At 68.5% G+C, this 25,912-nt stretch carries 16 protein-coding genes; 4 read left to right on the top strand and 12 right to left on the bottom strand.

Features of this window, described 5'->3' with window-relative positions; genetic code table 11:
* Nucleotides 1–4: 4 nt before the first annotated feature.
* The 6 genes from IAG44_RS16015 to IAG44_RS16040 form a co-directional block, all read right to left on the bottom strand.
* Nucleotides 5–9,367, bottom strand: a complete 9,363-nt coding sequence (locus IAG44_RS16015) for a type I polyketide synthase (RefSeq protein ID WP_187747781.1) — start codon at nt 9,365–9,367, stop codon at nt 5–7.
* Nucleotides 9,368–10,594: a dTDP-4-dehydro-6-deoxyglucose aminotransferase gene (locus tag IAG44_RS16020; RefSeq protein WP_187747782.1), complete on the bottom strand. Its 1,227-nt coding sequence runs from the start codon at nt 10,592–10,594 to the stop codon at nt 9,368–9,370. It lies immediately after the preceding gene.
* Nucleotides 10,595–10,948: 354 nt separating this feature from the next.
* Entirely contained in the window at nt 10,949–11,809 is an 861-nt protein-coding gene (locus IAG44_RS16025; RefSeq protein ID WP_343075737.1) for a TylF/MycF family methyltransferase, read from the bottom strand.
* Nucleotides 11,810–12,330: 521 nt separating this feature from the next.
* Complete coding sequence (locus IAG44_RS16030) at nt 12,331–13,659, bottom strand: extracellular solute-binding protein (RefSeq protein WP_246561773.1); 1,329 nt, start codon at nt 13,657–13,659, stop codon at nt 12,331–12,333.
* Between the two features lie 47 nt (nt 13,660–13,706).
* Nucleotides 13,707–16,211, bottom strand: coding sequence for a caspase family protein (locus tag IAG44_RS16035; protein WP_187747784.1), 2,505 nt, complete (start codon nt 16,209–16,211; stop codon nt 13,707–13,709).
* Between the two features lie 3 nt (nt 16,212–16,214).
* A complete protein-coding gene (locus IAG44_RS16040; protein WP_187747785.1) occupies nt 16,215–16,568 on the bottom strand; it encodes a hypothetical protein in 354 nt (117 codons plus the stop codon).
* An 89-nt stretch (nt 16,569–16,657) separates the two neighbouring features.
* Here IAG44_RS16040 and IAG44_RS16045 point away from each other — a divergent pair, with 89 nt between their 5' ends.
* The 4 genes from IAG44_RS16045 to IAG44_RS16060 all read left to right on the top strand — a co-directional run bounded on the left by IAG44_RS16045 (nt 16,658) and on the right by IAG44_RS16060 (nt 18,969).
* Complete coding sequence (locus tag IAG44_RS16045) at nt 16,658–16,852, top strand: hypothetical protein (protein ID WP_187747786.1); 195 nt, start codon at nt 16,658–16,660, stop codon at nt 16,850–16,852.
* Nucleotides 16,853–17,064: 212 nt separating this feature from the next.
* On the top strand, nt 17,065–17,937 hold the full coding sequence (locus IAG44_RS16050) for a helix-turn-helix domain-containing protein (protein WP_246561775.1): 873 nt from the start codon (nt 17,065–17,067) through the stop codon (nt 17,935–17,937).
* 49 nt (nt 17,938–17,986) lie between these two features.
* The gene (locus tag IAG44_RS16055) at nt 17,987–18,583 is read left to right on the top strand and encodes a Uma2 family endonuclease (RefSeq protein WP_187747788.1); all 597 of its coding nucleotides are present in this window, start codon (nt 17,987–17,989) and stop codon (nt 18,581–18,583) included.
* A 29-nt stretch (nt 18,584–18,612) separates the two neighbouring features.
* Nucleotides 18,613–18,969, top strand: coding sequence for a hypothetical protein (locus IAG44_RS16060; RefSeq protein ID WP_187747789.1), 357 nt, complete (start codon nt 18,613–18,615; stop codon nt 18,967–18,969).
* 51 nt (nt 18,970–19,020) lie between these two features.
* On the opposite strand, the gene IAG44_RS16065 is transcribed toward IAG44_RS16060, so the two are convergent.
* From IAG44_RS16065 to IAG44_RS16090, 6 genes are all read right to left on the bottom strand, one after another.
* A complete protein-coding gene (locus tag IAG44_RS16065; RefSeq protein WP_187747790.1) occupies nt 19,021–20,145 on the bottom strand; it encodes an acyltransferase family protein in 1,125 nt (374 codons plus the stop codon).
* 148 nt (nt 20,146–20,293) lie between these two features.
* A complete protein-coding gene (gene tuf / locus IAG44_RS16070; protein WP_187747791.1) occupies nt 20,294–21,487 on the bottom strand; it encodes an elongation factor Tu in 1,194 nt (397 codons plus the stop codon).
* A 155-nt stretch (nt 21,488–21,642) separates the two neighbouring features.
* Complete coding sequence (gene fusA / locus IAG44_RS16075) at nt 21,643–23,769, bottom strand: elongation factor G (protein ID WP_187747792.1); 2,127 nt, start codon at nt 23,767–23,769, stop codon at nt 21,643–21,645.
* A 39-nt stretch (nt 23,770–23,808) separates the two neighbouring features.
* Entirely contained in the window at nt 23,809–24,279 is a 471-nt protein-coding gene (gene rpsG, locus IAG44_RS16080; protein WP_003992340.1) for a 30S ribosomal protein S7, read from the bottom strand.
* Nucleotides 24,280–24,281: 2 nt separating this feature from the next.
* Nucleotides 24,282–24,653 carry a 30S ribosomal protein S12 gene (gene rpsL, locus IAG44_RS16085; RefSeq protein WP_003948652.1) on the bottom strand — a complete coding sequence of 124 codons (372 nt, stop codon included), beginning with the start codon at nt 24,651–24,653 and terminating at the stop codon, nt 24,282–24,284.
* A gap of 255 nt (nt 24,654–24,908) precedes the next feature.
* Nucleotides 24,909–25,889, bottom strand: coding sequence for a glycosyltransferase family 2 protein (locus IAG44_RS16090; protein ID WP_281404290.1), 981 nt, complete (start codon nt 25,887–25,889; stop codon nt 24,909–24,911).
* Between the last annotated feature and the right edge of the window lie 23 nt (nt 25,890–25,912).

The following is a 25,912-nucleotide window of genomic DNA, read 5'->3' on the forward strand; positions in this document are numbered from 1 at the left end:
CCGGTCATGACATCCCCAGTTCGCTGTCGATGAAGTCGAAGAGTTCGTCGGTGGTCGCCGACTCCAGCCGGGTCTCGACGCCCGCGTCCCCGGTGCCGTCCGTGGTGCCGTCCGCCAGCAGCCCCTGGAGCCGGGCCCGTACTTCGGCGCGGAGGCCGTCGTCCGGGGCCAGCGCGGCGAAGCTGCGTTCGAGCTGGTCCAGCTCCGTCAGCACGGAGGTGGCCGCCGGCGCCTCGTCGGGGAGCAGTTCGGCGCGCAGGTGGGCGGCGAGTTCGGCCGGGGTGGGGTGGTCGAACACCAGGGTGGCGCGCAGCCGCAGTCCGGTAGCCGTGTTGAGCCGGTTGCGCAGCTCGACGGCGGTGAGCGAGTCGAAGCCCAGTTTCTTGAACGTCTGCCCGGCCTCCACCGAGGAGGCGGCGCCGTGCCCGAGCACGGTGGCGGTGTGCTCACGCACCACGTCCAGAACCAACTGGTTCCGGTCCGCTTCGGAAAGCCCGGCCAGCCGCCCGGCCAGCGAGGGAGCGTCCACCGACTGCGCCGCGACGGCGGCGGCACGCCGGGTGGTGGTGCCACGGACGAGCCCGCTCAGCAGCGCGGGAACCCGCTCCTGCGCCCGCAGGGCCCGCGTGTCCAGCCGCATCGGAACGACCGTCGCCTCGGGCCGGTAGACCGCCGCGTCGAACAGGGCAAGCCCCTCGTCCACGGACAGCGCACCCACGCCCATGCGCGACATCCGGCGCACGTCGACGCCGTCCATGTGCCCGGTCATCCCACTCGCCTCGGCCCAGAGCCCCCAGGCAAGCGACACCCCCGGCAGCCCCAACGACCGCCGGTGCGCGGCAAGTCCGTCCAGGAACACGTTCGCCGCCGCGTAGTTCGCCTGCCCAGCACCACCCAAGGTCCCCGACACCGACGAGAACAACACGAACAGCGCCAGATCAAGCCCCGCCGTCAACTCATGCAGGTGCCAGGCCGCATCCACCTTCGGACGCAACACCGCGCCCAGCCGCTCCGGGGTCAACGACCCCACGACACCGTCGTCGAGAACACCGGCGGCGTGGACCACCGCAGTCAGCGGGTGCTCCGCCGGAATCTCGGCGAGCAGCGCGGCAAGCTGATCCCGGTCGGCCGCGTCACACGCGGCAACCGTGACCGTCGCGCCCAACTCGGTCAGTTCATCGCGCAGTTCAGCCGCACCGGGCGCGTCCAAGCCCCGACGGCCGGCCAGCACCAGATGCCGCACACCATGCTCGACGACCAGATGCCGGGCCACCACCCCACCCAGCACACCAGTCGCACCAGTGACCAACGCGGTCCCCGCCGAATCCAGCGCACGCGGCACCGTCAGCACCAGCTTCCCCACATGCCGCGCCTGACTCAGGAACCGCAACGCCTCCGGAGCCCGCCGCACATCCCACCCACGCACCGGCAACGGCCGCAACACACCAGACCCGAACAGCTCGACCAACTCACCCAGCATCTCGGCGACGAGGTCGGGATCGGTGGTGAGCAGGTCGTAGACGCGGTAGGTGACGCCGGGATACTCGGCGGCGACCTGCCCGGCGTCACGGATGTCGGTCTTGCCGATCTCGACGAACCGTCCGCCGTCCCGCAGCAGCCGCAGCGAGGTGTCCACGAACTCCCGGACCAGCGAGTTCAGCACAACATCCAGGCCCGAGGAGAAGGCGTCGGCGAAGTCGAGGGTGCGGGACGAGGCGATGTGATCGTCGTCCAGGCCGAGCGAGCGCAACACGTCCCACTTACCGGGACTGGCGGTACCGAACACCTCGGCACCCCAGTGCCGCGCCAACTGCACCGCGGCCATCCCCACACCACCGGCGGCGGCATGGATCAGCACGGACTCCCCCGCACGCAACCGGGCGTCGTGCCGCAGGGCGTGGTAGGCGGTGAGGAAGACGACGGGCACCGAGGCGGCCTCGGTGAAGGACCAGCCCTGCGGCATCCTGACCAGGAGCCGCCGGTCGGTGATCGCGACGGGCCCGAACGCACCGGTGAACAGACCCATCACGGTGTCGCCGGGAGCGAACCCGGTGACCCCCGGCCCGACCTCCAGCACAACACCCGCGCCCTCACTGCCCAGCACTTCCTGATCGGGCACCATGCCGAGGGCGAGCACCACGTCACGGAAGTTCACACCGGCCGCGCGAATACCGACCCGCACTTCGCCGGCCGCGAGGGGCCGCGCCGCCTCGGGCAGGTCGACCAGGGCCAGGTTCTCCAGGGTGCCCTTCTCGGTGACGTCCAGTCGCCAGGTGGCCGAACCCTGCGGCGGGGTCAGCGTCTCGTGCGCGGCGGGCCGGACCAGCCGTGGCACGTAGACGACGCCTTCCCGCACCGCGAGCTGGGGTTCGTCACCGGCGAGCACGGCGGGCAGAACGGCCGACGCGTCATGGTCGTCGACGTCGACGAGCACGAACCGCCCGGGATTCTCCGCCTGCGCCGACCGAACCAGCCCCCACACCGGGGCATCGGCCAGATCGACCACACCCTTGCCGGGCTCGGCGGCCACCGCGCCCCGGGTGACGAGAACCAGCCGGGACGAGCCGAACCGCTCATCGGCCAGCCACCCTTGGACGAGTTCGAGCGCACGCGCCGTAGCCCGATGGGCCGCTTCAGCGACGGGCAGCCCGACCTCATCGGCGCAGGCCACGAGCACCACGTCAGGAGCCGGATCCCGGGGAAGAGAGTCGAGGTCACCGAAGGTGTCCAGCCCACCCAGCGCCACGCCGAGCTTGAACTCGTCGCCCCCGACCAACGCCCAGACCCCACGCGGTTCCACGGTGTCGGACGGCAGCGTCACCTCACTCCAGTCCACCCGGAACAGAGCCTGCGGCACCCCCGCCCGCACCTGTTCGCCCGCCATGGGCCGCAACGCCAGGGACTCCACCGACGCCACCGGACGCCCGGTCACATCGGCCAGCCGCAACGAGACCGCGTCCGGCCCGGCGGGCGACAGCATGACGCGCGCCTTCGTGGCCCCGGTCGCCTGCAAGGTGACCCCACCCCAGACGAACGGCAGCCGGCACTCCGGCCCTTCACCCACCACAGCGTGCAGAGCGGCATCCAACAGCGCGGGATGCACCCCGAACCGCTCGGCATCCGGCACGAGTTCCGGAGCCAGCTCGACCTCGGCGAACACGTCCTCGCCGGACCGCCACCAGGACTTCAGCCCCTGGAACGCGGGCCCGTAGCGATACCCGAGCTCCGTCCACCGGTCGTAACCACCGTCCCAGTCCACCTCGACGGCACCCGCAGGCGGCCAGACGCTCAGATCGAAGGCGTCACCCGAGCCACTGCCCAGCACACCGGTGGCATGCCGAACCCACTCGGCATCCTCCGAGTCCCCCCGAGCATGCACGGCCAGCGAACGAACACCGGCCCCGTCCTCGGCCCCCACCGACACCCGCAGCACAACCCCACCACGCTCCGGCAGCACCAACGGCGCCTCAAGCGTCAACTCCACCACCCGATCGCACCCCACCTGGTCCCCGGCGCGAACGGCCATCTCCAGGAACGCCGTCCCCGGCAACAACACCGACTCCCGCACCCCGTGATCGGCCAACCACGGATGCGTCGCCAGCGACAACAGCCCGGTCAACACCACACCCCCGGACTCCGGCAACTCCACCGCCGCCCCCAACAACGGATGCCCCGCCTCCCGCACCCCGACCGCCGCGACGTCCCCGACCTGCGAACGCCGGGACTCCAGCCAGTAGCGCTGACGTTGGAAGGGGTAGGTGGGGAGGTCGGTGAGACGGGCCCCGGGGAAGACGGCCGCCCAGTCGACGACGGCGCCGTGCACATGAGCCTCGGCCAGCGACAACAGGAACCGCTCCAGGCCGCCCTCGTCTCGACGCAGCGAGCCGATCGCCGTCACCTGCTCGGACGTCTCCTGAACAGCCATGGCCAGCACCGGGTGGGCGCTGGACTCGACGAAGAGACGGTGCCCCTGCTCGACCAGCAGCCGCACGGTCTCCTCGAAACGAACCGTCTGCCGCAGGTTCCGATACCAGTACCCGGCGTCCAGGACACTCGTGTCAATCGCCTCGACGGTGACGGTCGAGTAGAAGGGGACCTGCGACGGACGCGGGGTGATACCGGCGAGAACCTTCGCCAACTCGCCCTCGATCTCCTCGACATGCGCGGAGTGGGAGGCGTAGTCCACCGGGATCCGCCGAGCCCGGAACCCGTCCGCCTCGGCCTGGGCCAGCAGTTCGTCGAGAGCGTCGACGTCACCGGAGACGACGATCGACCCCGGGCCGTTCACAGCGGCGACCGAGACACGACCGCCCCAACGGACCAGCCGCTCCTCCACGGCATCCACCGGCAGCGAAACGGACACCATCCCGCCCCGGCCCGACAGAGCCAACAGCGCCTTGCTCCGCAACGCCACCACCCGCGCCGCATCTTCCAGCGAGAGCCCGCCCGCCACGGCCGCAGCCGCGATCTCACCCTGCGAGTGCCCGATGACCGCAGCAGGCTCCACACCGTACGAGCGCCACAGCGCAGCCAGCGACACCATCACGGAGAACAACACGGGCTGCACGACGTCGACCCGCTCCAACGCGGCGGCGTCACCCAGCACATCCAGCAGCGACCACTCCACATGCGGCTCAAGCGCCTCCGCACAAGCCCGCATCGACTCCGCGAACACCGGCGACGAACCCAGCAGCTCCACCGCCATCCCCACCCACTGCGACCCCTGCCCCGGGAACACGAAGACGACCTTGCGACCGCCCACAACCCCCTGCACCAGACCAGGAGCCGACGTCCCCTCCGCAAGCGCCACCAAACCCGCACGACGGGCAACCACATCACCCCCCACCACCGCCGCCCGATGCTCAAAAACAGCCCGACCAGCAGCCAGCGAAAACCCCACATCAACCGCACTCAACCCAGACGCCGCATCGACGAACGACAACAGGTTCGCCGCCTGCGCCCGCAGCCCGGCCTCGCTCTTGGCCGACAACACCCACGGCACGGCCCCCACCGGCTCAGCCGGCCCCTCAGAAGCCGCCTCCTCCTCAACCGCCGGCGCCTCCTCAAGGATCACGTGCGCATTGGTCCCACTGATCCCGAACGACGACACAGCCGCCCGCCGAGGCCCCTGCCCCTCCCCCCGCTCCCACTCCACCTGCTCCGTCAACAACGACACCGCACCAGCCGCCCAATCCACCTTGGACGACGGCTCATCCACATGCAGCGTCTTCGGCATGACCCCATACCGCATAGCCATAGCCATCTTGATCACGCCACCAACACCCGCAGCAGCCTGCGCATGCCCGATGTTGGACTTCAACGACCCAAGCCACAACGGCCGTTCAGCAGCCCGCCCCTGCCCATACGTCGCAAGAATCGCCTGCGCCTCGATCGGATCCCCAAGACTGGTCCCGGTCCCGTGCGCCTCAACAACATCAACATCCGCAGCCCCGAGCCCGGCGTTAGCGAGCGCCTGCCGAATCACCCGCTGCTGCGAAGGCCCGTTGGGCGCCGTCAACCCATTGGACGCCCCGTCCTGATTGACCGCAGACCCCCGCACCACCGCCAACACGGGATGCCCATGACGCCGCGCATCCGACAACCGCTCCAACGCCAACATCCCCACACCCTCGGCCCAGGCCGTCCCATCAGCCGAGTCCGAGAACGCCTTGCACCGCCCATCGACAGCAAGCCCCCGCTGCCGGCTGAACTCCACGAACATCCCGGGCCCGGACATGACCGCCGCCCCACCGGCGAGCGCGAACGTGCACTCCCCCTGCCGCAACGACTGCACCGCAAGATGCAGGGCGACCAGCGACGAAGAACACGCCGTATCCACGGTCACCGCAGGCCCCTCAAGCCCGAGCGTGTAGGCAACCCGCCCAGAGGCAACGCTCGCGGTGTTCCCGGTGAGGAGGTACCCGTCATACCCGTCGGCGCCTTCGTACAGCCGAGGCCCGTACTCCTGAGACATGGCACCGACGAACACCCCGGCCCGCCCACCCCGCACCGACCCCGGATCAACCCCGGCCCGCTCCAACGCCTCCCACGAGGTCTCAAGAAGCAGCCGCTGCTGCGGATCCATCGCCGCGGCCTCCCGCGGCGAGATCCCGAAGAACGCCGGATCGAACTCACCGGCATCGTGCAGAAACCCGCCGAACCGGGTGTAACTGGTCCCCGGCCGCTCAGGATCCGGGTCGTACAGCGCCTCGATGTCCCACCCACGATCGGTAGGGAACTCGGTGATCCCGTCCCCACCGGAGACAACAAGCCGCCACAGATCCTCAGGCGAGCTGACGCCCCCGGGAAAACGACAGGCCATCCCCACGATCGCCACCGGCTCATCAACGGCGACCGCCGCGACCTCGTCGCCACCGCTCTCGACACCGGACAGCTCAGCCACCAGCCGCTCGGCGACAGCAAGCGGAGTGGGGTAGTCGAACAGCAGGGTAGGACTGAGCGCCAGCCCAGTAGCCGCACTGAGCTGATCACACAGCTCGACGGACGTCAGCGAGGTGAACCCAAGATCCCGGAACTGCCGATCGACCTCGACCTCGTCGCCACCACCGTGCCCGAGAACAACGGCGATCCGACTGCGCACCAACTCCAGCACCGCCCGGGGCCGCTCATGCGCCGGCAGCCGATCGACACCCCAACGCGAAGGCGCGCTCTCCTGCTCCTCCGCAAGCAGGTGGTCCCCCGGCGTCGAAGAGCCGGCCGAAGCGCCCCCCGCCGTCAGCTCCGCCCAGTACCGACGCCGCTGAAACGCATAGGTAGGCACCGACGCCCGCCGAGCCCCCACCCCCGCGAACACAGCCCCCCAGTCCGGCGACCGCCCGCTGACATGCAGCGCCCCAACCGCAGCGGCAACCGCAACAGCCTCGCCCCGATCAGCACGAAGCGCGGCCACACAGACGGCCCCAGGCGCACACTCCCTGGCCATCCCCGCGAGCACCCCGTCCGGCCCCAGCTCGACCAGGAGCGCACCGTCCCGCTCCGCGAGATGACGAACCCCATCAAGGAACCGAACGGTCTCCCGGACATGCCGAACCCAGTACTCGGGAGAGGTCAGCTCCCCCTCCCGAGCAGGCCGTCCGGTGACATTGGAGATCACCGAAAGCCGCGGTTCATGGAAGGCAAGCGTCTCGGCCACCCGCCGAAACTCCGCCAACATGCCATCCATCAACGCCGAGTGGAACGCATGGCTGACCCGCAGCCGCTTGGTCCGACGCCCCTGTGCGGCCAGTCGCGCGGCGACCTCCAGAACGGCATCGGTGTCACCGGAAAGCACAGTGGAGGTGGGCCCGTTGACAGCGGCGATGTCCACCCCGTCCGTCAGCAGCCCCCGAACCTCCCCCTCGGACGCCTCGACAGCGACCATCGCCCCGTCGGCGGGCAGCGCCTGCATCAACCGAGCCCGAGCGGCGACAAGAGCAGCGGCATCCGCCAGATCCAGCACTCCGGCGACATGCGCGGCGGCCAGTTCCCCGATGGAGTGCCCGGCAACAGCGTCAGGCCGCACACCCCACCGCTCGAACACCCGAAACAGCGCCACCTCGATGGCGAACAGCGCGGGCTGCGCGTAACCGGTCTGATCAAGAAGTTCCGCGTCCCCCTCGAACACAAGCTGCTTCAGAGGACGATCCAGGTGAACGTCGAGCGCGGCGCAGACCTCATCGAAGGCTTCGGCGAACTCCGGCAGTTCGGCATGAAGCTCACGCCCCATGCCCGCCCGCTGGGACCCCTGCCCACTGAACAGAAAGGCGACGGGAACGTCGGCGGCCTTGCCCTGAAGCACCCCGCCGGCCGGCCGCCCCTCGGCCAGCGCGGCAAGCCCGGCGCGCAGGTCCGCGAGATCCGTACCGACCAGAACGGCGCGATGCTCGAAGGCGGTCCGCGCGGTCGCCAGCGTGTGGGCGATATCGACCGGCTGAGCCCCGGGAACGGCGTCGAGGTGAGCGAGCAGCCGCTGCGCCTGCCCCCGCAGCGCGGGTTCGGTTCGCGCCGACAACACCCACGGCACCACGGAACGAGCGGACTCGACGGGCTCACCGACCTGAACAGCCCCAGACTCCCACTCCGCAAGCAGGACGTGGCAGTTGGTCCCGCCCATCCCGAAGGAGCTGACCCCAGCGACCAACCGCCGATCCGGCACCGGCCAGGCCCCCGCCTCGGTCCGCACCGCGAGGTTCAACTCCCCCAGCGGAATACGCGGATTGGCCTGCCGGAAGTTGAGACTGGGCGGCAGCTCCCGCCGCGCCACACTGAGGACGGCCTTGATGAGGCCGACAATGCCCGCGGCCCCCTCCAGATGCCCGACGTTGGTCTTGGCGGACCCCACGAACAGCGGTTGCCCGGCGTCCCGCCCGGCCCCGAACACCGCCCCCAGCGCCTCCGCCTCGATGGGATCGCCGACCCGCGTCCCGGTCCCGTGCAGCTCCACGTACTGCACGTCCGCCGGGTTGACCGCAGCACGACGGCACGCCTCACGCAGCACCGCCTCCTGGGCGGCGGGGCTGGGCACGGTCAGGCTCTCGGTCCCACCGTCGTTGTTGATGGCGCTGCCACGGATGACGCAGTACACCGGGTCACCGTCGGCGACGGCCGCGGCGAGCGGCTTGAGCAGCACCGCCCCGCCACCCTCACCACGCACGTACCCGTTGGCGCGCTCGTCGAAGGTGAAGCTGCGCCCGTCGGGTGACAGGCCGCCGAACCGGGCGGCGCCGAGGGCGGTTTCGGGGGCCAGGTTGAGGTTGACGCCGGCGGCGAGCGCCAGGGTGGACTCGCCTCGGCGCAGGCTCTCGCAGGCGAGGTGGACGGCGACCAGCGCGGAGGACTGGGCGGTGTCCACGACCATGCTCGGGCCGTGCACGCCGAGGAAGTAGGAGAGCCGGTTGGCGATGGCGCTGCGGTGCGAGCCGGTCAGGGTGTGCTGGTCGATGTGTCCGGCGCCGCCGCCGTGCAGGAGTTTGGCGTAGTCGTCGGAGGCCGCGCCGACGAAGACGCCGAGCCGGGTGCCCCGGAGGGTGGCCGGTACGACTCCGGCGTCTTCGAGGACTTCCCAGCCGAGTTCCAGCATGAGCCGCTGCTGGGGGTCCATGGCTTCGGTTTCACGTGGAGAGATACCGAAGAAGGCGGCGTCGAAGGTGTCGACCCGGTCGAGGAACGCGCCGAACCGGACGGCGGGTTCCGCCGTCGCGGCGGCCGTGTCCCAGCGGTCGGCCGACGTGGTGACGGCGTTCTGGCCGCTGGTGAGCAGCCGCCAGAACGCCTCCGGGTCGGCCGCGCCCGGCAGTCGGCAGGACAGCCCGATGACGGCGATGTCATCGGCGTCCGGGGTGGTCGCTGGCACGCTGCCGGTGGTCATCTACTTCCCCTTGCCTTGGGCGCCGGCCATGGTCTTCGCCCGGTCGTCCGCCCTGCGGGTCACTTCGTGGCCGCGCTGCACGCTGAGCCGCACGACGTCGCAGACCCGCCGGATGTCCTCGCGGGAGACGGTGGGGCCGGTGGGCAGGGCGAGCACCTTCTGCGCGAGCCGTTCGGTGTGCGGCAGGGTGACCGGCCGTTCCGAGCGGTAGGGCTCCATCTCGTGGACGCCGGGGGAGAAGTACCGCTGGCACACCACGTTCTCCGCCCGGAGGACGTCGCCCAGGAGGTCGCGGTGCAGGCCGGTGACGGCGGCGTCGACCTCGACGATCAGGTAGTGGAAGTTGTTGCGCTCGGCCCGGTCGAACTCGACGACCTTCAGCCCGGCGACCCCGGCCAGCTCGGACCGGTAGATCTCATAGTTGGCCTCGTTGTGCCGAACCGTTTCGTCGAAGGCGTCGAGCGAGGTCAGGCCCATCGCGGCGGCGGCTTCGGTCATCTTCCCGTTGGTGCCCGCCTCCGTGGAGACCCGCCCCTGGTTGAAGCCGAAGTTGTGCATGGAGCGGATCCGCTTGGCCAGTTCCTCGTCGTCGGTGACGACCGCGCCGCCCTCGAACGCGTTGACGACCTTGGTGGCGTGGAAGCTGAACACCTCGGCCTGCCCGAACCCGCCGATCGGCCGCCCGTCCGACGTGCAGCCCAGCCCGTGCGAGGCGTCGTACAGGAGCTTGACGCCGTGTTCGGCCGCGACCTTGGCGAGCTGGTCGACCGCGCTCGGCCGGCCCCACAGGTGGACGGGGACGATCGCGCTGGTCTGCGGGGTGATCGCCGCTTCGACCAGGGCGGGGTCCAGGCAGCCGGTGACCGGGTCGATGTCGCAGAAGACCGGGGTCAGGCCCAGCCAGCGGAACGCGTGCGCGGTCGCGGCGAAGGTCAGCGACGGCATGATGATCTCGCCGGTCAAGTCCGTTGCGCGGGCGAGGAGTTGCAGAGCGACGGTCGCGTTGCAGGTGGACACGCAGTACCGCACACCGGCGAGTTCCGCCACCCGGCCCTCGAACTCGCGTGCCAGCGGACCGCCGTTGGTCAGCCACTGATGATCGAGCGCCCAATTCACGCGATCGAAGAATCGAGTTCGGTCACCTATGTTGGGTCGCCCCACATAAAGTGGCTGCAGGAACGCCGAAGAGCCGCCGAACACAGCGAGATCGCCAATATTGCGTTTCATTGCACACCTCCCCCGAAGCACGCGTAAAGAATCACGGTATTAATGGCGGACAGCACGCCTAGCGGCACCCTCGTAAAACCCGGAATACGTCCGGGAACGGGGCGAACATCCGCGTACTCGCGGTTCCACTAGGCTTTGGAAGCGCCGACTCGACTCTGAGCACGGCGACAGGACATTCCCTGCCGTCTGAATCACCGAGGGCAGGAACGGAAGATGTTGTGTTCAACAAGAAACGTACGCTGTGCGGGCAGCGGGGTGCCGCGCACACGGGCCCCACGCGGTCGACGCGGGTCGGGGCGATTCCGGGCAGATCGATGCGGACAGGCGCAGATCTGCCCCGTCAGGGTCGTGCGGTCAGTGCTTGCGGCGCCAGTAGACGCCGGTGACGTCCACGGTCTCGATCGGCTCCTCGATACCGTGCTTGTCGCGGTAGTCGTGGACGGCCTGCTTGCATGCCGGGATCGCGTAGTCGTCGATGATCGCGAAACCGCCGACGGAGAGCTTGGGGTAGAGGTTGACCAGCGCGTCCATGGTCGACTCGTACAGGTCGCCGTCCATCCGCAGGATGGCGAGCTTGTCGATGGGCGCGGTCGGCAGGGTGTCGGCGAACATGCCGGGCAGGAACTTGACCAGGTCGTCGAGGAGGCCGTAGCGGGTGAAGTTCTCCCGCACCTGCTCCTCGGAGCAGCCCAGCACCCAGTTCAGGTTGTGGAACTGCATGTCCTGGTCGAGCGGGTGGCTCTCCTCGGAGGTCACCGGGACGCCGGTGAACGAGTCGGCGAGCCAGACGTTGCGGTCCTCGACGCCGTGGGCCTTGAGCAGCGCGCGCATCAGGATGCAGGCGCCACCGCGCCACACACCGGTCTCGATGAAGTCGCCGGGCACGCTGTCGCGCAGGACCTGCTCCACGCACTCCTGAATATTGTCCAGGCGGCGTCGGCCGATCATCGTGTGCGCGACCGACGGAACGTCAAGGCCGGCTTCACGATGGTCGACGTCGAAAGTCCCACGCTTTTCGGCGGAGCCTTCCGCATCCGGCCGCATCGTATCCGCTTGGGTCTTGTCGAGAACGTTCATCCCGTACGGGAAAGTCGGACGGTCCTCATAGATCGTGTTGGAGAGGACCTTCTTTATCAGGTCGACGTAAAGCGAATACGTGTCAATCGACAAAACAACCCCCGGATTCAAATCTGCCCTGCCGCTTTGCACACACACCCTAACAGCGGCCTCTGGGAGGGGTCAACGAACAACTTTCACTGCTCACGCAATCAAACTCACCGCCGCGATTACTGAGCACATACGGGCCGGCGCCACCGGACACACCCTAAAGAGATCGGCTGGATAAAGGCGTTTGGGCTGGAAGTAGCCGGTCCACCGATGCGCACCTGCAACCCCGCAACCAGCGCTCCTGGGGATCCACCGCCCCCGACCCGCCCAACCCCTTGCCAGACCACCCACACGATGAGAAGTATCAATCCAGCCAACTGGGAAACCCGCCGAAATCACCCCATCGCCCCATGCGCGCCCCAGCCACCCGCACGCCCCGGACGACACCGGAGTTAACAATGCGTATGCGTCGCGTAATGAGATCCGCCGAACCTCCGGCGATCCCTACGGAAAGTAACCGCCCAACCGACAGGATCCACCCACCCCTTAAACGGGACACAAGCATCCAGTGCCCCGCAAACTCGCGCCACCCCTACTGCTGCTTCTCGCACCCCTGACCTCACCCCAGCTCAGGGCAGCTCCTCCCCCAGCGCCTCGTGCAACGCCTCCGCCACCCCGGACGGATCGGCGCGCGGGTCGAAAAGAGGGGAGAGTTTGTCAATAAGGGTCTGGGTGACCGCGCCGTAGAGCGGAGTGCGGGGCCGCTGGACGGCGGTGCGGAGAGCGGGCAGGAGGATGTCCCGGCTGAAGCGAACCTGATCGGCGGTCCACGGGACGGCACTCTCCGCGGTGTGCCGCCCGGCGGACGGAGCGACGTGAGTACAGCGGGCCGCCTCCCCGTAGGCGGATTCCCGGGTCGCGGCGAATCCCGCCTGGAGCAGACAGCGTTCACTGTCGGCGTCGGTGAGGAAACGGATCAACTCGACGGTCTTGTCGGCCTTCTCCTCGGACACGGAACGCGTCATCGCGAGGTTCTGCCCACCCAGCACCGCCTTGCCGGGCAACGGCGCCACCCCGAGGTCGTCCTTGAACGCCGAGCGCAACGAGGGATACGCGTAAGGCCAGTTGCGCAGGAACGAGGTCCGCCCCTGCGTGAAGTCACTGAGCGAGTCGTCCTCGTTGGAGGTGTACGCGTCCCCGAGGACATACGCGGACGTCGTCCGCCTGCGCAACTCCGCGACACCGGACGCCAGTTGCTCCTCCGTGGCCTGATACCTCCCCCGTTCGTCGGTGATCCGCAACCCCTCGACGGCGGAGGCGAACGCCTCGACCGCGTTGACGGTCCGCCCTTCGTACGGCGCGAGTTGAGTCGTCCACCCGGCCTTCCACCCCGGCGGACTCTTCCGACTCAGCCCATCGATCACGGCGGCCAACTCGTCCCAGCCCCACCCGGCCCCGGCCTTGAGCTCCCCCACCTGGTCCCGCCGGTAATACAGCAGCCCGACATCACTGTTGAACGGCACCGCATACCGCTCCCCACCCCAGAACGACGTCCCGTCGACGGTCCCGATCAGATCACCGGCCTCACTCACGGCCTCCTCCGGCAACCGCCGCACAAGCCCGGCAGCGGCGAACTCCGGCACCCAGGTGACATCGAGATTGACGACGTCGTAATGAGCGCTCCCCGACTGCAACGCCCCCAACAACTGGCTACGTTGCTGATCCGCCGACCCCGGCAGCTCGACGAGCCGCGCCTTGACCCCACCCGCCCCCTGCCGCGCGTTCCACGCGTCGATCAGCCGCTGCCGGATCCCATCGGTGACGTCCCGCCCACTGGCGACGACGATCGTGTCGGGCTCCGGATCGACGGGCCCGGCAGGAGGAGCCGATTCGGTACAGGCGGCGAGAGCGGCGAACGCGAGGAAGCCGGCGAGAAGGGGCCGGACAGAACGAGGCACGCGAGGTGGGACGCGCCACCGCCCCTCACCACGACCACGACCCCCCATCACTCCTCCCCTGTTCCCGTACGCCCGACCTCGTCCCGCAGCGCCGCCGCGAGATCGTCCCCCGGATCCAGACAACGCCCCTCGGAGGCAACGGAGATGAGAGCGTCGGCCCGTCCCGCCTCACACCCCCCGGTCGCCAACGACACCATCGTCACCGGCACCCCGGACTCACGGGCGATCCCGAGAAGATCGTCCAAGTCCCGCCCGGAAAGCCGACTGTTGTCCTCGTCGTCGGTCAAGTACACGATGAGCTGGGGAAGTTGAGTGTCGGTCCCCTGCCGACGCATGAACGCGAGCGCATCCCGCAACGCCCCGCGCGGATCCGCCTCCGCGTCCCGAACTCCCGCCCGCTGCAAGGCACTCAACGCCTTCTCGGCATCACCGCGCTTGTGCCGCTTGAAGGGCAATACCTCGGCGTGGTTGGCCCCGGAGGTCCCGGCAACAGCCCACACCCCATACGTGTCCTTCTCCCCGAGCCCACCCAACGACTGCTGCACAAGACCGGGCCCGCCACTCGCCCCCTGCCAGAGGTTGTCCATCGACCCGGAACTGTCGAGCAGGAACAACACCTGCCCAGGCCCACGCGCATTGCGGTACCGATCGAGCGCGGACCCCATCGCGGACGCCTCCGCGAGCCGCCCCAGATCACCGGGCTCAGGCAGCACCCCCGGCGGCGCGGCACCAAGAAGCCGATGCCCGGGCTCGGGCGACCGGAACCCATGCGCCCCGAGCACCGCCCGCCCGTCCGCACCGCCCAACCAACTCCGGAACCGGCTGACGGCGGCAGCCCGCGCCGCCGCGTCCCGATCCCCGTCGTCCCACGTCACCCGCACGAAGGTGGGCGCGAGCCCGGGAACGTCGTTCGGATAGAGAGCCGTACGCGGCACCCAAACCCCCTGAGGACACGCACCCTGCAAGGCGAACTCCGGTACGAGGACGGCGCTCTCGGTGTCGGCACACAGCGACTCGGCGGCGGTACGCGGGAGTTGACCGGAGTCCGCGACGAGCCGTTCCCCGGCGCGAGCGTCACCGGAATCGGCGTACAGCCCCTGCGTCGCGAGCAACGCGGAGTCGGTGAACTCCGGGTCCGGACGCCGGACTTCGGCACCCCGGCTCTCGGACTCGCCGATCATCCGGACAAGCGAGCTGCTGGTACGGGCGTCGAATCCGGTAGCGGGCGTGGCGAGCACGACGGGCGAGTACGCCAACGGCCCATCGGCGGGGTCGAGATGGGCGAACGTCCGGTCGTCCTGCTCCAGTGTGACGCGGTCGATGTCGGCACGGGTGGCAGGAACCCAGACGTCCGGCTGAGGGCCGATGTCACGCTGAGGATCCTCGTTGCCTTTCGGCCGCTGCCAGGGGTCGGTGCTGCGCCGCAGGGCGGTGACGACATCGGCGGCGCGGGCGCTGTAGACCCCGATGCCGGTACTCCTGCACCCCGCCTCGGAGTTGGCGCCCGACGCGGTGTACGCGTGCGCGGCGGCGGTCAGGGCGGGTTCGAGGTCGGGATCGGTGAGGACACGCAGGTGCAGGGGCGGGGCGCAGGCGGGGTCGTCACCGACGAGCACGAAGAGAGCGAAGGCACCGGCCGCGGTGGCGGCGAGGGTGAGAAGGAGGGTGAGGGAGAGCCGGGTAACGCGACGGACCAACTGACGTACGGAGAAGGCCCGTTTCCCCGGCTCCCGGTACACCGGCCTCTCCAGACCCCCCGGCTCCTCCTGAGGCATGGGCCCCGGCACCCCGGCCGCCCCCAACAACACGTCCTCCCCCTGCTCCCACTCCGCCTGCGGCGCCTGTACGTCCTTACCGACGGGCAGGGGGACGTTCGCGACCCGCATCCGCCGCTTCAGTTCCTCGTACAAGCCCGACAGCCATAACTCACCGTTCACGCCCAGCACTTGGACCAGCTCATGGGTGAACGGCGTCGGCCCGCCGGGGTTGATGGGGCGGTCGGTCTGGAGGCGGTTGGGCTGGACGCTCATCAGGAGCAGGATCTCGCGGCGTCGCCGGTGATCGTCGAGGCGAGACCAGATGCTGGCCGCGTTGCCCGCGTAACAGCAGTCGAGGATCACCAGCACGCGTTTGGCACGGCTCGCGGCGAGTTCGGCGAGGACGTCACTGAAGCGAACGGCACCGGGGAACGCGTCGCCGGGGAGAACACGGGCGTTGCGCATCTGGAGGAAGAGTTCGTTCTCGTACACCGGCACGACGCCGTGCCCGGCGAAGTAGAAGAGCAGCAGCCCTTCCGTGTCCTGGGTGACCTTGCGCAGCGCCTCCGAGAACTCGTCCTGCGAGGGGGAGTCCTTGACGCGGACGCAGTCGCCGTCCGGCGGGAACACCCCGCTGCGGCGCAGGACGTCTTCGAGCTGTTCGCGGTTGTCCTTCACGGCCGGCAGAGACCCGGCCACCCCGTTCTCGTCGCCGCCCGTGCGGATGTGGTCGTACGTGTCGACCCCGACGATCAGCGCCCGATTCCCCCTGTCGCGGGGGTCGAAGCCGCTCACCGGCTAGTCCTGGTCGGGATCCAACGGCTCGACGAGCGGATCAGGAAAGGTGGTTCCGCGCTCGACCTGTCGCCGGTTCTCCTTCCAGGAGTCCACGGACCGCTTGGTCCACCCCAGCAACGTCCCGGTGGTCACGGCCCCTTCGAGGATCCGGATCACCAACTCGACGTCGACCCCCATGTGTTCGCGCCCGGCACTGTCCCGGGAACGCTCCTCGATCTTCAACCCCCCCTCCAGCACCAGTCGCCTCAGCGGCTCCTCTCTCTCCAACCACGCCTTAAGCGCCCCGACGTCACGCCGGTTCCCGTCCACCCGAACCCGCACACCCGATCCGGCAACAGCATCCCCGTCAGACATGCACCCCATGATGGCACCGGGAACGCGACGGGGGGAGCGTTTGAACACACCCCCCGCAGACGAACGCGTTCAGCTCACCGAGAGGCAGCGTGCGCAAGAAAAACCGACCAGGTCAGGGGGTCGACCTGGAAGGTAGGGCTGTCCGCGAGTTCGGCCCGACCCCGAGGAAGACGGTGTGGGCGGAGATCACCCTCGCCCCCCACCGGAACGCGGAAACCGACGCGTCGGCGAACGACCCCCTCACGACCGGGAGTTCGGCCGCGCCCAAGGTCAACCACCTGTAAGTACCGGGGGAGAAAGTACCTCTCCAAACCCCCTCCGTCCCCCAAACGCGAATTCTGTGAACTTCCCGTGAAGGCATGGATTCCGCACCCAAGAGCTGCTTTACGCTCAGCGCACACACGTAAACGGCCCCCGCCGGGACTACCGATCCCGAGCGAGGGCCTAGCCACCAAGAAAGACAGCACCTTCCCCGATGGTTGAAGAGAACATTAGCGTGCCCACGCACGCCCACCTCCCCCTCCCCGCCGATTTCGCGCCGCGCGGCGTCACCCACGTCACCGTCCGCCACCGCGACTGCTTCACGATCATCGGCAACCACCTCGCGCAGCACACCCACCTCAGCCTCACGGCCATCGGCCTCGCGACCTACATCCAGTCCATCCCCACCGGCACCCGCGTCGACATCAAGACCCTCGCCGACCGCTTCCCCGAGGGCGAAGTCCGCATCGCCACCGCCCTCCGCGAACTGGAAACCCACGGCTACCTCCGCCGCATCCGCACCCGCCTCCCCTCAGGCAACGTGGTCACCCGAACGGTCTCCTACAACAACCCAGGCACACCCCACCCCCCACCACCCCCGGCGTCACCCCCACCGCCACCGCCCCCCACCGAAGAACCCCCCACGCCCCCAACTACCCCCACCGAAGGCCCCTCCACGCCCCCACCCACCCCCACCCCTCTCCCCCTCCCCACGCCCAAACCCCCACTCCCCACCCCCACCCACGACAACCCCGAACACCGCGAGTTGGCAGAAGCCCTCCTCACCACCCTCCACCTGACCGACGCCCGCCTCCTCCTCCGCCGCAAAGACATCGCCACCCTCACGCCGGCAGTAGCCACCTGGCTCGAACGCGGCATCCCCCTCCAATCAATCCGCGCCGCCCTGACCACCACCCTCCCCACCCCCCTCCACCACGCCCCCGCCCTCCTCTCCCACCGCCTCACCGAACACCTCCCCCCACCCCTCCCCGAACTCCCACCCCGCCCCCACCCCCTAACCCCCTGCGAATCCTGCGACCGAGCGATCAGAGCCCCCCAGGGTTCCCACTGCCGCGACTGCCGTCCCGAACATCTGGAGGCCGCCTAGCATGAAAGCGACGATCCTTGCCCCCGGGCACAGACGAGGAGCGAGCGCCATGACCATCGCACCGGACGACGCGCGACAGCAGGACACCTCACGCCACTACCAAGCCATGAGGGACCTCCTGGACTCCATCGACGACACCCTCCCCGGCAAATTCGAGATCACCAAGGAAGGGATCGTCCACAGCATGATGGCGCCCGTCGGCCCACACGAGTTGACCCTCCTGCACCTGCGAAAGCGCCTGGAAAAGGTGATGCCGGAGGAGAACGTCGCCCACACGGGCGAGCCGGACCTGGAGGACGAGTCCGAGGGCATCCTGCGCCGCCCCGACCTCATGGTGATCGCCTTGGCCGACATGGAAGTCCCAGGAACCTTCGACCCTCGCACCCTCATCGCCGCTGTCGAAGTCGTCTCCCGCTCCAACCCCGACAACGACTGGGTCGGCAAGACACGCGACTACCCCTTGATGGGCATCCCCACCTACGCCATCTTCGACCCCCGCACCGCCACCGGCGCCGTCTTCACCGACATCCACCCCACCCCCACGGGCCCCCGCTACGCCACCCGCAAGGACTTCGTCTACGGCGAAGACGTCACCATCGCCGACTGGACCATCTCCACCAAGGACCTGCCCCGCTACGACCAGTAACCCCCACCCGACCACCACCAGGCACCCCCATGCCCACCTCCCCACACCCCACCCTCCCTCACCCGAGCCGGATCCCCCGCCCCGCCCACACCCCGGACGCCCTCCGCGCCGCGCTGGCCCGCCTCGCCCCCGCCCGCCTCGACGAGATGCAGGCGACCAAGGACGACGCCTTCGCGGAGGCCGTCGAGTGGCGATCCCTCACCCCCGTGCAGAGCTGGATCCTCACCTGGGCCAGAGAAATCGAGATCGCCCGCCGCCCCGCCCTCTCCGCCCGCTACGCACAGGCCAAGGCCCACTTGGAAGACCCGGACCCGCTGATGGCCAAGGAAGCCCTGGAGGAACTGAGCGCGGTCCTGAACGAGGCGACGAGGGACGCACGAACGTGAGCTGGAAGTAGGCCCCGCAGCCTCCCGTCCAACCCCTCCCCCCCTCTCCCCCTACCCCCCAACCCTCCCCTGCCGAGCGAACGCCGACTCCAACCCCCGCTTCACCACCCCCGCCAACGGCCGCTCCACCCACCGATGAACGCCATAGCTCAACACCAGGAACCCGGCGAGGACGACCAGGATCAGCACGCGCGCATCCATCTCACTCCGCAGCCGGTTGATGACGGTCGTCCCGGCGGCGTAATGCATCAGGTAGAGCGGATACGTCAGCGCCCCCGCAGTCACCAGCCACTTCCCCCGCACCCAGTCCAACTTCCCCGACGCGATGGCGACCATCACGAGCAGGAACACGGTGAAGATGAGGACGGCCCCCCGCCACCCGGACACCCCCTCGACCGTGTCGATCCGCGTCCCGATCTCCTTCTGCCCCATGAGCCAGGAGAGCCCGAGGATCCCCCAGAGCAGCAGATCCTGCCCGAACCGGTACATGAGATAGAGCGCGAGCCCGGCGATGAAGTACCAGGCCCCGTCGGGATTGGCGATCAGCCGCAGCGGCGGAAACCCGACGACCGGCGTGAGCATGGCCACCGCGCCCCAGACGCAGCAGAAGAGCACGACCCGGCGATAGGTGAGCCCGAAGGCGACGACCACCAGGAAGAGGAGATAGAACCGCAGCTCGGCCCAGAGGGTCCAGTACACCCCGTCGACATTGCCCACCCCGGACCCGGACTGGAGCATGGTGAGGTTGAGCAGCACGTCCCGAGCCGCCAGCCGCTCCCAGACCCCGGGAAACGCGGCAAGCACCCCGGTGGTGAACAGCACCCCGAACCAGTAGGCGGGATACAGCCGGATCACCCGGGAGACGAAGAACTCCCGGGGCGAACGCCCCCAGCAGGACATGCAGATCACGAACCCGCTGATGACGAAGAAGATCTCGACGCCGATCCAGCCGTACGAGGCGACCCGGAACACGCTCGGCATGATCTCGGAGACGGGCCGCCCCCAGATGGGATTCCCGGGACGGTCCGCACGGGCCGTCCCGGCGAAGTGATGCAGCGCGACGAAGAGCGCGGCGAACAACCGAAGCCCGTCGAGAACGTACAGCCGGGGCCGCCGCCCGACCGCGGCCGGCACCGCCAGCGGCTGTGAACGAGGAGTGAAGGTCAGGCCAGTCATTGACCGTCACCTTACGGAGCCCACAACTACCGCACAGGGCGCAGAACCCCCATACACCCCGTAACTCCAGATGAACAGATGGACAAATGAAGAAGACCCGCACGACCAAAGTCGTGCGGGTCTCCCCAGATGCCTCAGGGCAGCAAGGTCACTTCGTGATCTTGGTGACCTGGCCGGCGCCCACGGTCCGACCACCCTCACGGATGGCGAACTTCAGGCCCTCCTCCATGGCGACGGGCTGGATCAGCTCGACCGTCATGTCGGTGTTGTCGCCCGGCATGACCATCTCGGTGCCCTCGGGGAGGGTCACGACGCCGGTCACGTCCGTCGTACGGAAGTAGAACTGCGGGCGGTAGTTGTTGAAGAACGGGGTGTGACGACCACCCTCGTCCTTCGACAGGATGTACGCCGTGGCCTCGAAGGAGGTGTGCGGCGTGACCGAGCCCGGCTTGATGATGACCTGGCCGCGCTCGACGTCCTCGCGCTTGATGCCACGGAGGAGCAGACCGACGTTCTCACCGGCCTGGCCCTCGTCGAGCAGCTTGCGGAACATCTCGATACCGGTGACCGTGGTGGTGGTCTTCTCGGTCTTGATGCCGATGATGTCGACGGTCTCGTTGACCTTGAGGACACCACGCTCGATACGACCGGTGACGACGGTGCCACGACCGGTGATCGTGAAGACGTCCTCGATCGGCATCAGGAACGGCTTGTCGACGTCACGCTCGGGCTGCGGGATGTTCTCGTCGACGGCCTTCATCAGGTCGAGGACGGTGTTGGCCCACTTCTCGTCGCCCTCAAGGGCCTTGAGCGCGGAAACCTGGACGACCGGCAGGTCGTCGCCCGGGAACTCGTACTCGGAGAGGAGCTCACGGACCTCGAGCTCGACGAGCTCCAGGATCTCCTCGTCGTCCACCATGTCGGCCTTGTTCAGGGCGACGACGATGTACGGAACGCCGACCTGGCGGGCCAGGAGCACGTGCTCCTTGGTCTGCGGCATCGGGCCGTCGGTGGCGGCGACCACGAGGATCGCGCCGTCCATCTGCGCGGCACCGGTGATCATGTTCTTGATGTAGTCCGCGTGACCCGGGCAGTCGACGTGGGCGTAGTGACGGGCATCCGTCTGGTACTCGACGTGCGCGATGGAGATGGTGATACCGCGCTGACGCTCCTCGGGCGCCTTGTCGATGTTGTCGAACGCGGTGGCCTCGTTCAGGTCCGGGTACGCGTCGTGCAGCACCTTGGTAATGGCGGCCGTGAGGGTCGTCTTACCGTGGTCGATGTGACCGATGGTGCCGATGTTGACGTGCGGCTTAGTCCGCTCGAACTTCGCCTTCGCCACTGGGGTCCTCCTGAAGTGGTTCTGTACGCCTTGGATTCATCGGCGCCAGGTGATCTTTGCTGTTGGGTCCCGGGCCCCGGGCCGTTCCGCCACGAATGCGGAGGAACGACCCGTGAGACACCGGGGTCAAGCCTACGGCGTGCGAACGCGGTGCGTTACTCGCCCTTGGCCTTCGCGATGATCTCCTCGGCGACGTTCCGCGGAACCTCGGCGTAGGAGTCGAACTGCATGGAGTAGCTGGCCCGGCCGGACGTCTTGCTGCGCAGGTCGCCGACGTAACCGAACATCTCCGAGAGGGGCACGAGGCCCTTCACGACGCGGGCACCGGCCCGCTCCTCCATGGCCTGGATCTGGCCACGGCGGGAGTTGATGTCGCCGATGACCTCACCCATGTAGTCCTCGGGAGTGGTCACCTCCACCGACATCATCGGCTCCAGGAGGACGGGACCGGCCTTGCGGGCGGCCTCCTTGAACGCCTGGGAACCGGCGATCTTGAACGCCAGCTCGGAGGAGTCGACCTCGTGGTAGCCACCGTCGAGCAGCGTGACGCGGACACCCGTCATCTCGTAGCCCGCGAGGATGCCGAACTGCATGGCCTCCTGAGCACCGGCGTCCACCGAAGGGATGTACTCCTTCGGGATACGGCCACCGGTGACCTTGTTCACGAACTCGTACGACGTGTCGCCGCCCTCGATCGGCTCGATCGAGATCTGCACCTTGGCGAACTGACCGGTACCACCGGTCTGCTTCTTGTGCGTGTAGTCGACCCGGTCGACGACCTTGCGGATCGTCTCACGGTAGGCGACCTGCGGCTTGCCGACGTTGGCCTCGACCTTGAACTCACGGCGCATACGGTCGACCAGCACCTCGAGGTGCAGCTCGCCCATGCCGCCGATGATGGTCTGGCCGGTCTCCTCGTCCGAGTGGACCTGGAAGGAGGGGTCCTCCTCCGCGAGACGCTGGATCGCGATGCCCAGCTTCTCCTGGTCGCCCTTGGACTTGGGCTCGATCGCGACCTGGATGACCGGCGCCGGGAAGTCCATGGACTCCAGGATCACCGGGCTCTTGTCGTCGCACAGCGTCTCACCGGTGGTGGTCTGCTTCAGGCCCATGACGGCGACGATGTCGCCGGCGCCCACCGCCTCGATCTCCTCACGCTTGTTCGCGTGCATGCGGTAGATCTTGCCGATGCGCTCCTTCTTGCCCTTGACGGAGTTCAGCACGGCGGTGCCGGACTCCAGGCGGCCCGAGTAGACCCGGACGAAGGTGAGCTTGCCGAGGTGCGGGTCGCTCATGATCTTGAACGCGAGCGCGGAAAGCGGCTCCTCGTCCGACGGCTTGCGCTTGACGACCTCGTCCGGGTTGTTGACGGCGTGGCCCTCGATGGCCTCGACGTCGAGCGGAGTCGGCAGGTAGCGCACGACCGCGTCGAGCAGGGGCTGGACGCCCTTGTTCTTGAACGCGGTGCCGCAGAACACGGGGGTGACCGTCACGCCGTCGGACTTGCCGGAGGCGATCGTGATCTTGCGGATCGCGGCGTAGAGCTGCTCCTCGGAGGGCTCCTCGCCCTCCAGGAAGAGCTCCATGATCTCGTCGTCGTAGTCGGCGACGGCCTCGATCAGCTTGTTGCGGTACTCGTCCGCGGCCTCGGTGTGCGTGGCGGGGATGTCGACGACGTCGTACATCTCGCCCTTCGCGGCCTCCGCCGACCACACGAGCGCCTTCATGCGGACGAGGTCCACGACGCCCTGGAAGTCGGCCTCGGCGCCGATCGGGAGCTGCATGACGAGCGGGACGGCGCCCAGGCGGTCCGAGATCATGTCCACGCAGCGGTGGAACTCGGCGCCGGTGCGGTCCAGCTTGTTCACGAAGCAGATGCGCGGCACGCCGTAACGGTCGGCCTGACGCCACACCGTCTCGGACTGCGGCTCGACACCCGCGACACCGTCGAACACCGTGACAGCGCCGTCGAGGACGCGGAGCGAACGCTCCACCTCGACGGTGAAGTCGACGTGCCCGGGGGTGTCGATGATGTTGATCGTGTAGTCGTTGTCCTCAAGCGGCCAGTGACAGGTGGTGGCAGCAGAGGTGATCGTGATGCCACGCTCCTGCTCCTGCTCCATCCAGTCCATGGTGGCAGCGCCGTCGTGGACCTCACCGATCTTGTACGAGACGCCGGTGTAGAAGAGGATCCGCTCGGTGGTGGTCGTCTTGCCCGCGTCGATGTGGGCCATGATCCCGATGTTGCGGACCTTGGCCAGGTCAAGTGAAGTGGTAGCCATGAGGCTTCGGTCTTCTCTCGGTCTCGATGGGGTCTGCGACTACCAGCGGTAGTGCGCGAAGGCCTTGTTGGACTCGGCCATCTTGTGGGTGTCCTCGCGCTTCTTGACGGCCGCACCGAGGCCGTTCGAAGCGTCGAGAAGCTCGTTGAGCAGGCGCTCGGTCATGGTCTTCTCGCGGCGGGCGCGGGAGTAACCGACGAGCCAGCGCAGCGCGAGCGTGTTGGCGCGACCGGGCTTGACCTCGATCGGGACCTGGTACGTCGCACCACCGACACGGCGGGACTTGACTTCGAGCGTCGGCTTGATGTTCTCCAGCGCGCGCTTCAGCGTGATGATCGGGTCGTTGCCCGTCTTCTCACGCAGACCCTCCATGGCGCCGTAGACGATGCGCTCGGCGGTGGAGCGCTTGCCGTTGAGCAGCACCTTGTTGATGAGGGAGGTCACCAGGGGGGAGCCGTAAACCGGGTCGATGATGACCGGGCGCTTCGGGGCGGGGCCCTTACGAGGCATTCTTACTTCTCCTTCTTGGCGCCGTAGCGGCTGCGGGCCTGCTTGCGGTTCTTGACACCCTGGGTGTCGAGAGAACCACGGATGATCTTGTAGCGAACACCGGGCAGGTCCTTCACACGGCCACCACGCACGAGCACGATGGAGTGCTCCTGCAGGTTGTGTCCCTCACCCGGAATGTAAGCGGTGACCTCGATCCCGCTGGTCAGACGCACACGCGCGACCTTACGCAGGGCCGAGTTCGGCTTCTTCGGGGTGGTCGTGAACACACGCGTGCAGACGCCGCGACGCTGAGGGGAACCCTCGAGTGCGGGCGTCTTGTTCTTCTCGACCTTGTCCTGCCGGCCCTTCCGGACCAGCTGCTGGATCGTAGGCACTACTTCTCCGGTTTCTGTGTGCCGATGGTGAAGCTAACCTGGAACGTCGCCGACCCACGCGGTCGGGTGTGTCGGATCCACCAGACCTCCGCCGTGAAGCGGAAACGAAGCGCGGATCGCGGTGGCCGTATACGGCTCGTGTGCGGTTGAAGGCACGCACAGGAGCCAGGGCACACCCCAGGCACAAGGTCTGAGCGTACCCAGTGGGGTGACTCCGGTCAAAATAAAAGCCCACGGCGACGGCACGCCGGGCTTTCAGAGGCGCCGCTCAGCCCGCTCCCGCGAGGTGTCACGCGCGACGAAATAGGTGGGCCGGTTCTGCACGGCCGTATAGATCCTGCCCACATACTCGCCGAGCAGTCCTACGCAGACGAGCTGCACGGCCCCGATGAACAGCACCCCGATGAACAGCGACGTCCACCCCGGCACCGTCTCCTCGGACGCGTGCGCCCACAGCGTGTACCCGATGAGACCCAGGCAGACGAGGAAGGCGAACCCCCCGAGCCAGGTCGCGATCCGCAGCGGGGCCGCCGAGAACCCGGTCACGCTGTCCACCGCGAGCCGGATCATCCGCCCCAGCGGGTACTTGCTGTGCCCGGCGGTCCGCGGCTCCCTCTCGTACGTCACCTCGCCGCTCGGGAACCCCAGCCACGGCACGAGCAGCCGGTACACCCGCTGCTGGTCGGGAAGCGCCTTCAGGGCGTCGACGGCGGCCCGGCTGAGCAGCCGGAAGTCACCGGCCTGCGCGGGCACGGACGGGCCCGCCAGGCGCCGTACGAGGCGGTAGTACAGGGCCGCCGTCCACCGCTTGAACCCCGTGTCGCTGGCCCGGTCCGCCCGGATCCCGTACACGATGTCCAGCTCCCGCCCCCGGGCCAGCGCCAGCATCTCCGGGATCTTCTCCGGCGGGTCCTGGAGGTCGGCGTCGATACTCGCGACGTACGCGCCGCGCGCCCGGTCCAGGCCCGCCGTCAGCGCCGCCTGGTGCCCCGAGTTCCGGCGCAGCCCGATGATCCGCAGCTCCGGCCAGCCGAGCCGGAAGGCGTCCAGGAGGACGGCCGTCCGGTCGCCGCTGCCGTCGTCCACGGCCACGACCTCGTACGGTTCGCCCAGGGCGTCGAGCACGGGACGCAGCCGGCTCACCAGAGCGGGCAGCGCCTCCTCCTCGTTGAACATGGGAATGACGACCGAGAGCGCGACCGGCTGCTCCCGTATGCCATCGTCCTGCTTGTCCACGCGCCCCTCCCGAACCTGTGGAG

Source organism: Streptomyces roseirectus (genome assembly GCF_014489635.1).
Lineage (GTDB): Bacteria > Actinomycetota > Actinomycetes > Streptomycetales > Streptomycetaceae > Streptomyces > Streptomyces roseirectus.

What these genes read in the sequence shown, in the direction of transcription:
- IAG44_RS16020 (WP_187747782.1), bottom strand. Translation starts at nt 10,594, where the DNA reads ATGAAACGCAATATTGGCGATCTCGCTGTGTTCGGCGGCTCTTCGGCG.
- IAG44_RS16040 (WP_187747785.1), bottom strand. Translation starts at nt 16,568, where the DNA reads ATGTCTGACGGGGATGCTGTTGCCGGATCGGGTGTGCGGGTTCGGGTG.
- fusA (WP_187747792.1), bottom strand. Translation starts at nt 23,769, where the DNA reads ATGGCTACCACTTCACTTGACCTGGCCAAGGTCCGCAACATCGGGATC.
- IAG44_RS16055 (WP_187747788.1), top strand. Translation starts at nt 17,987, where the DNA reads ATGACCATCGCACCGGACGACGCGCGACAGCAGGACACCTCACGCCAC.
- IAG44_RS16060 (WP_187747789.1), top strand. Translation starts at nt 18,613, where the DNA reads ATGCCCACCTCCCCACACCCCACCCTCCCTCACCCGAGCCGGATCCCC.
- rpsG (WP_003992340.1), bottom strand. Translation starts at nt 24,279, where the DNA reads ATGCCTCGTAAGGGCCCCGCCCCGAAGCGCCCGGTCATCATCGACCCG.
- IAG44_RS16065 (WP_187747790.1), bottom strand. Translation starts at nt 20,145, where the DNA reads ATGACTGGCCTGACCTTCACTCCTCGTTCACAGCCGCTGGCGGTGCCG.
- IAG44_RS16015 (WP_187747781.1), bottom strand. Translation starts at nt 9,367, where the DNA reads ATGACCACCGGCAGCGTGCCAGCGACCACCCCGGACGCCGATGACATC.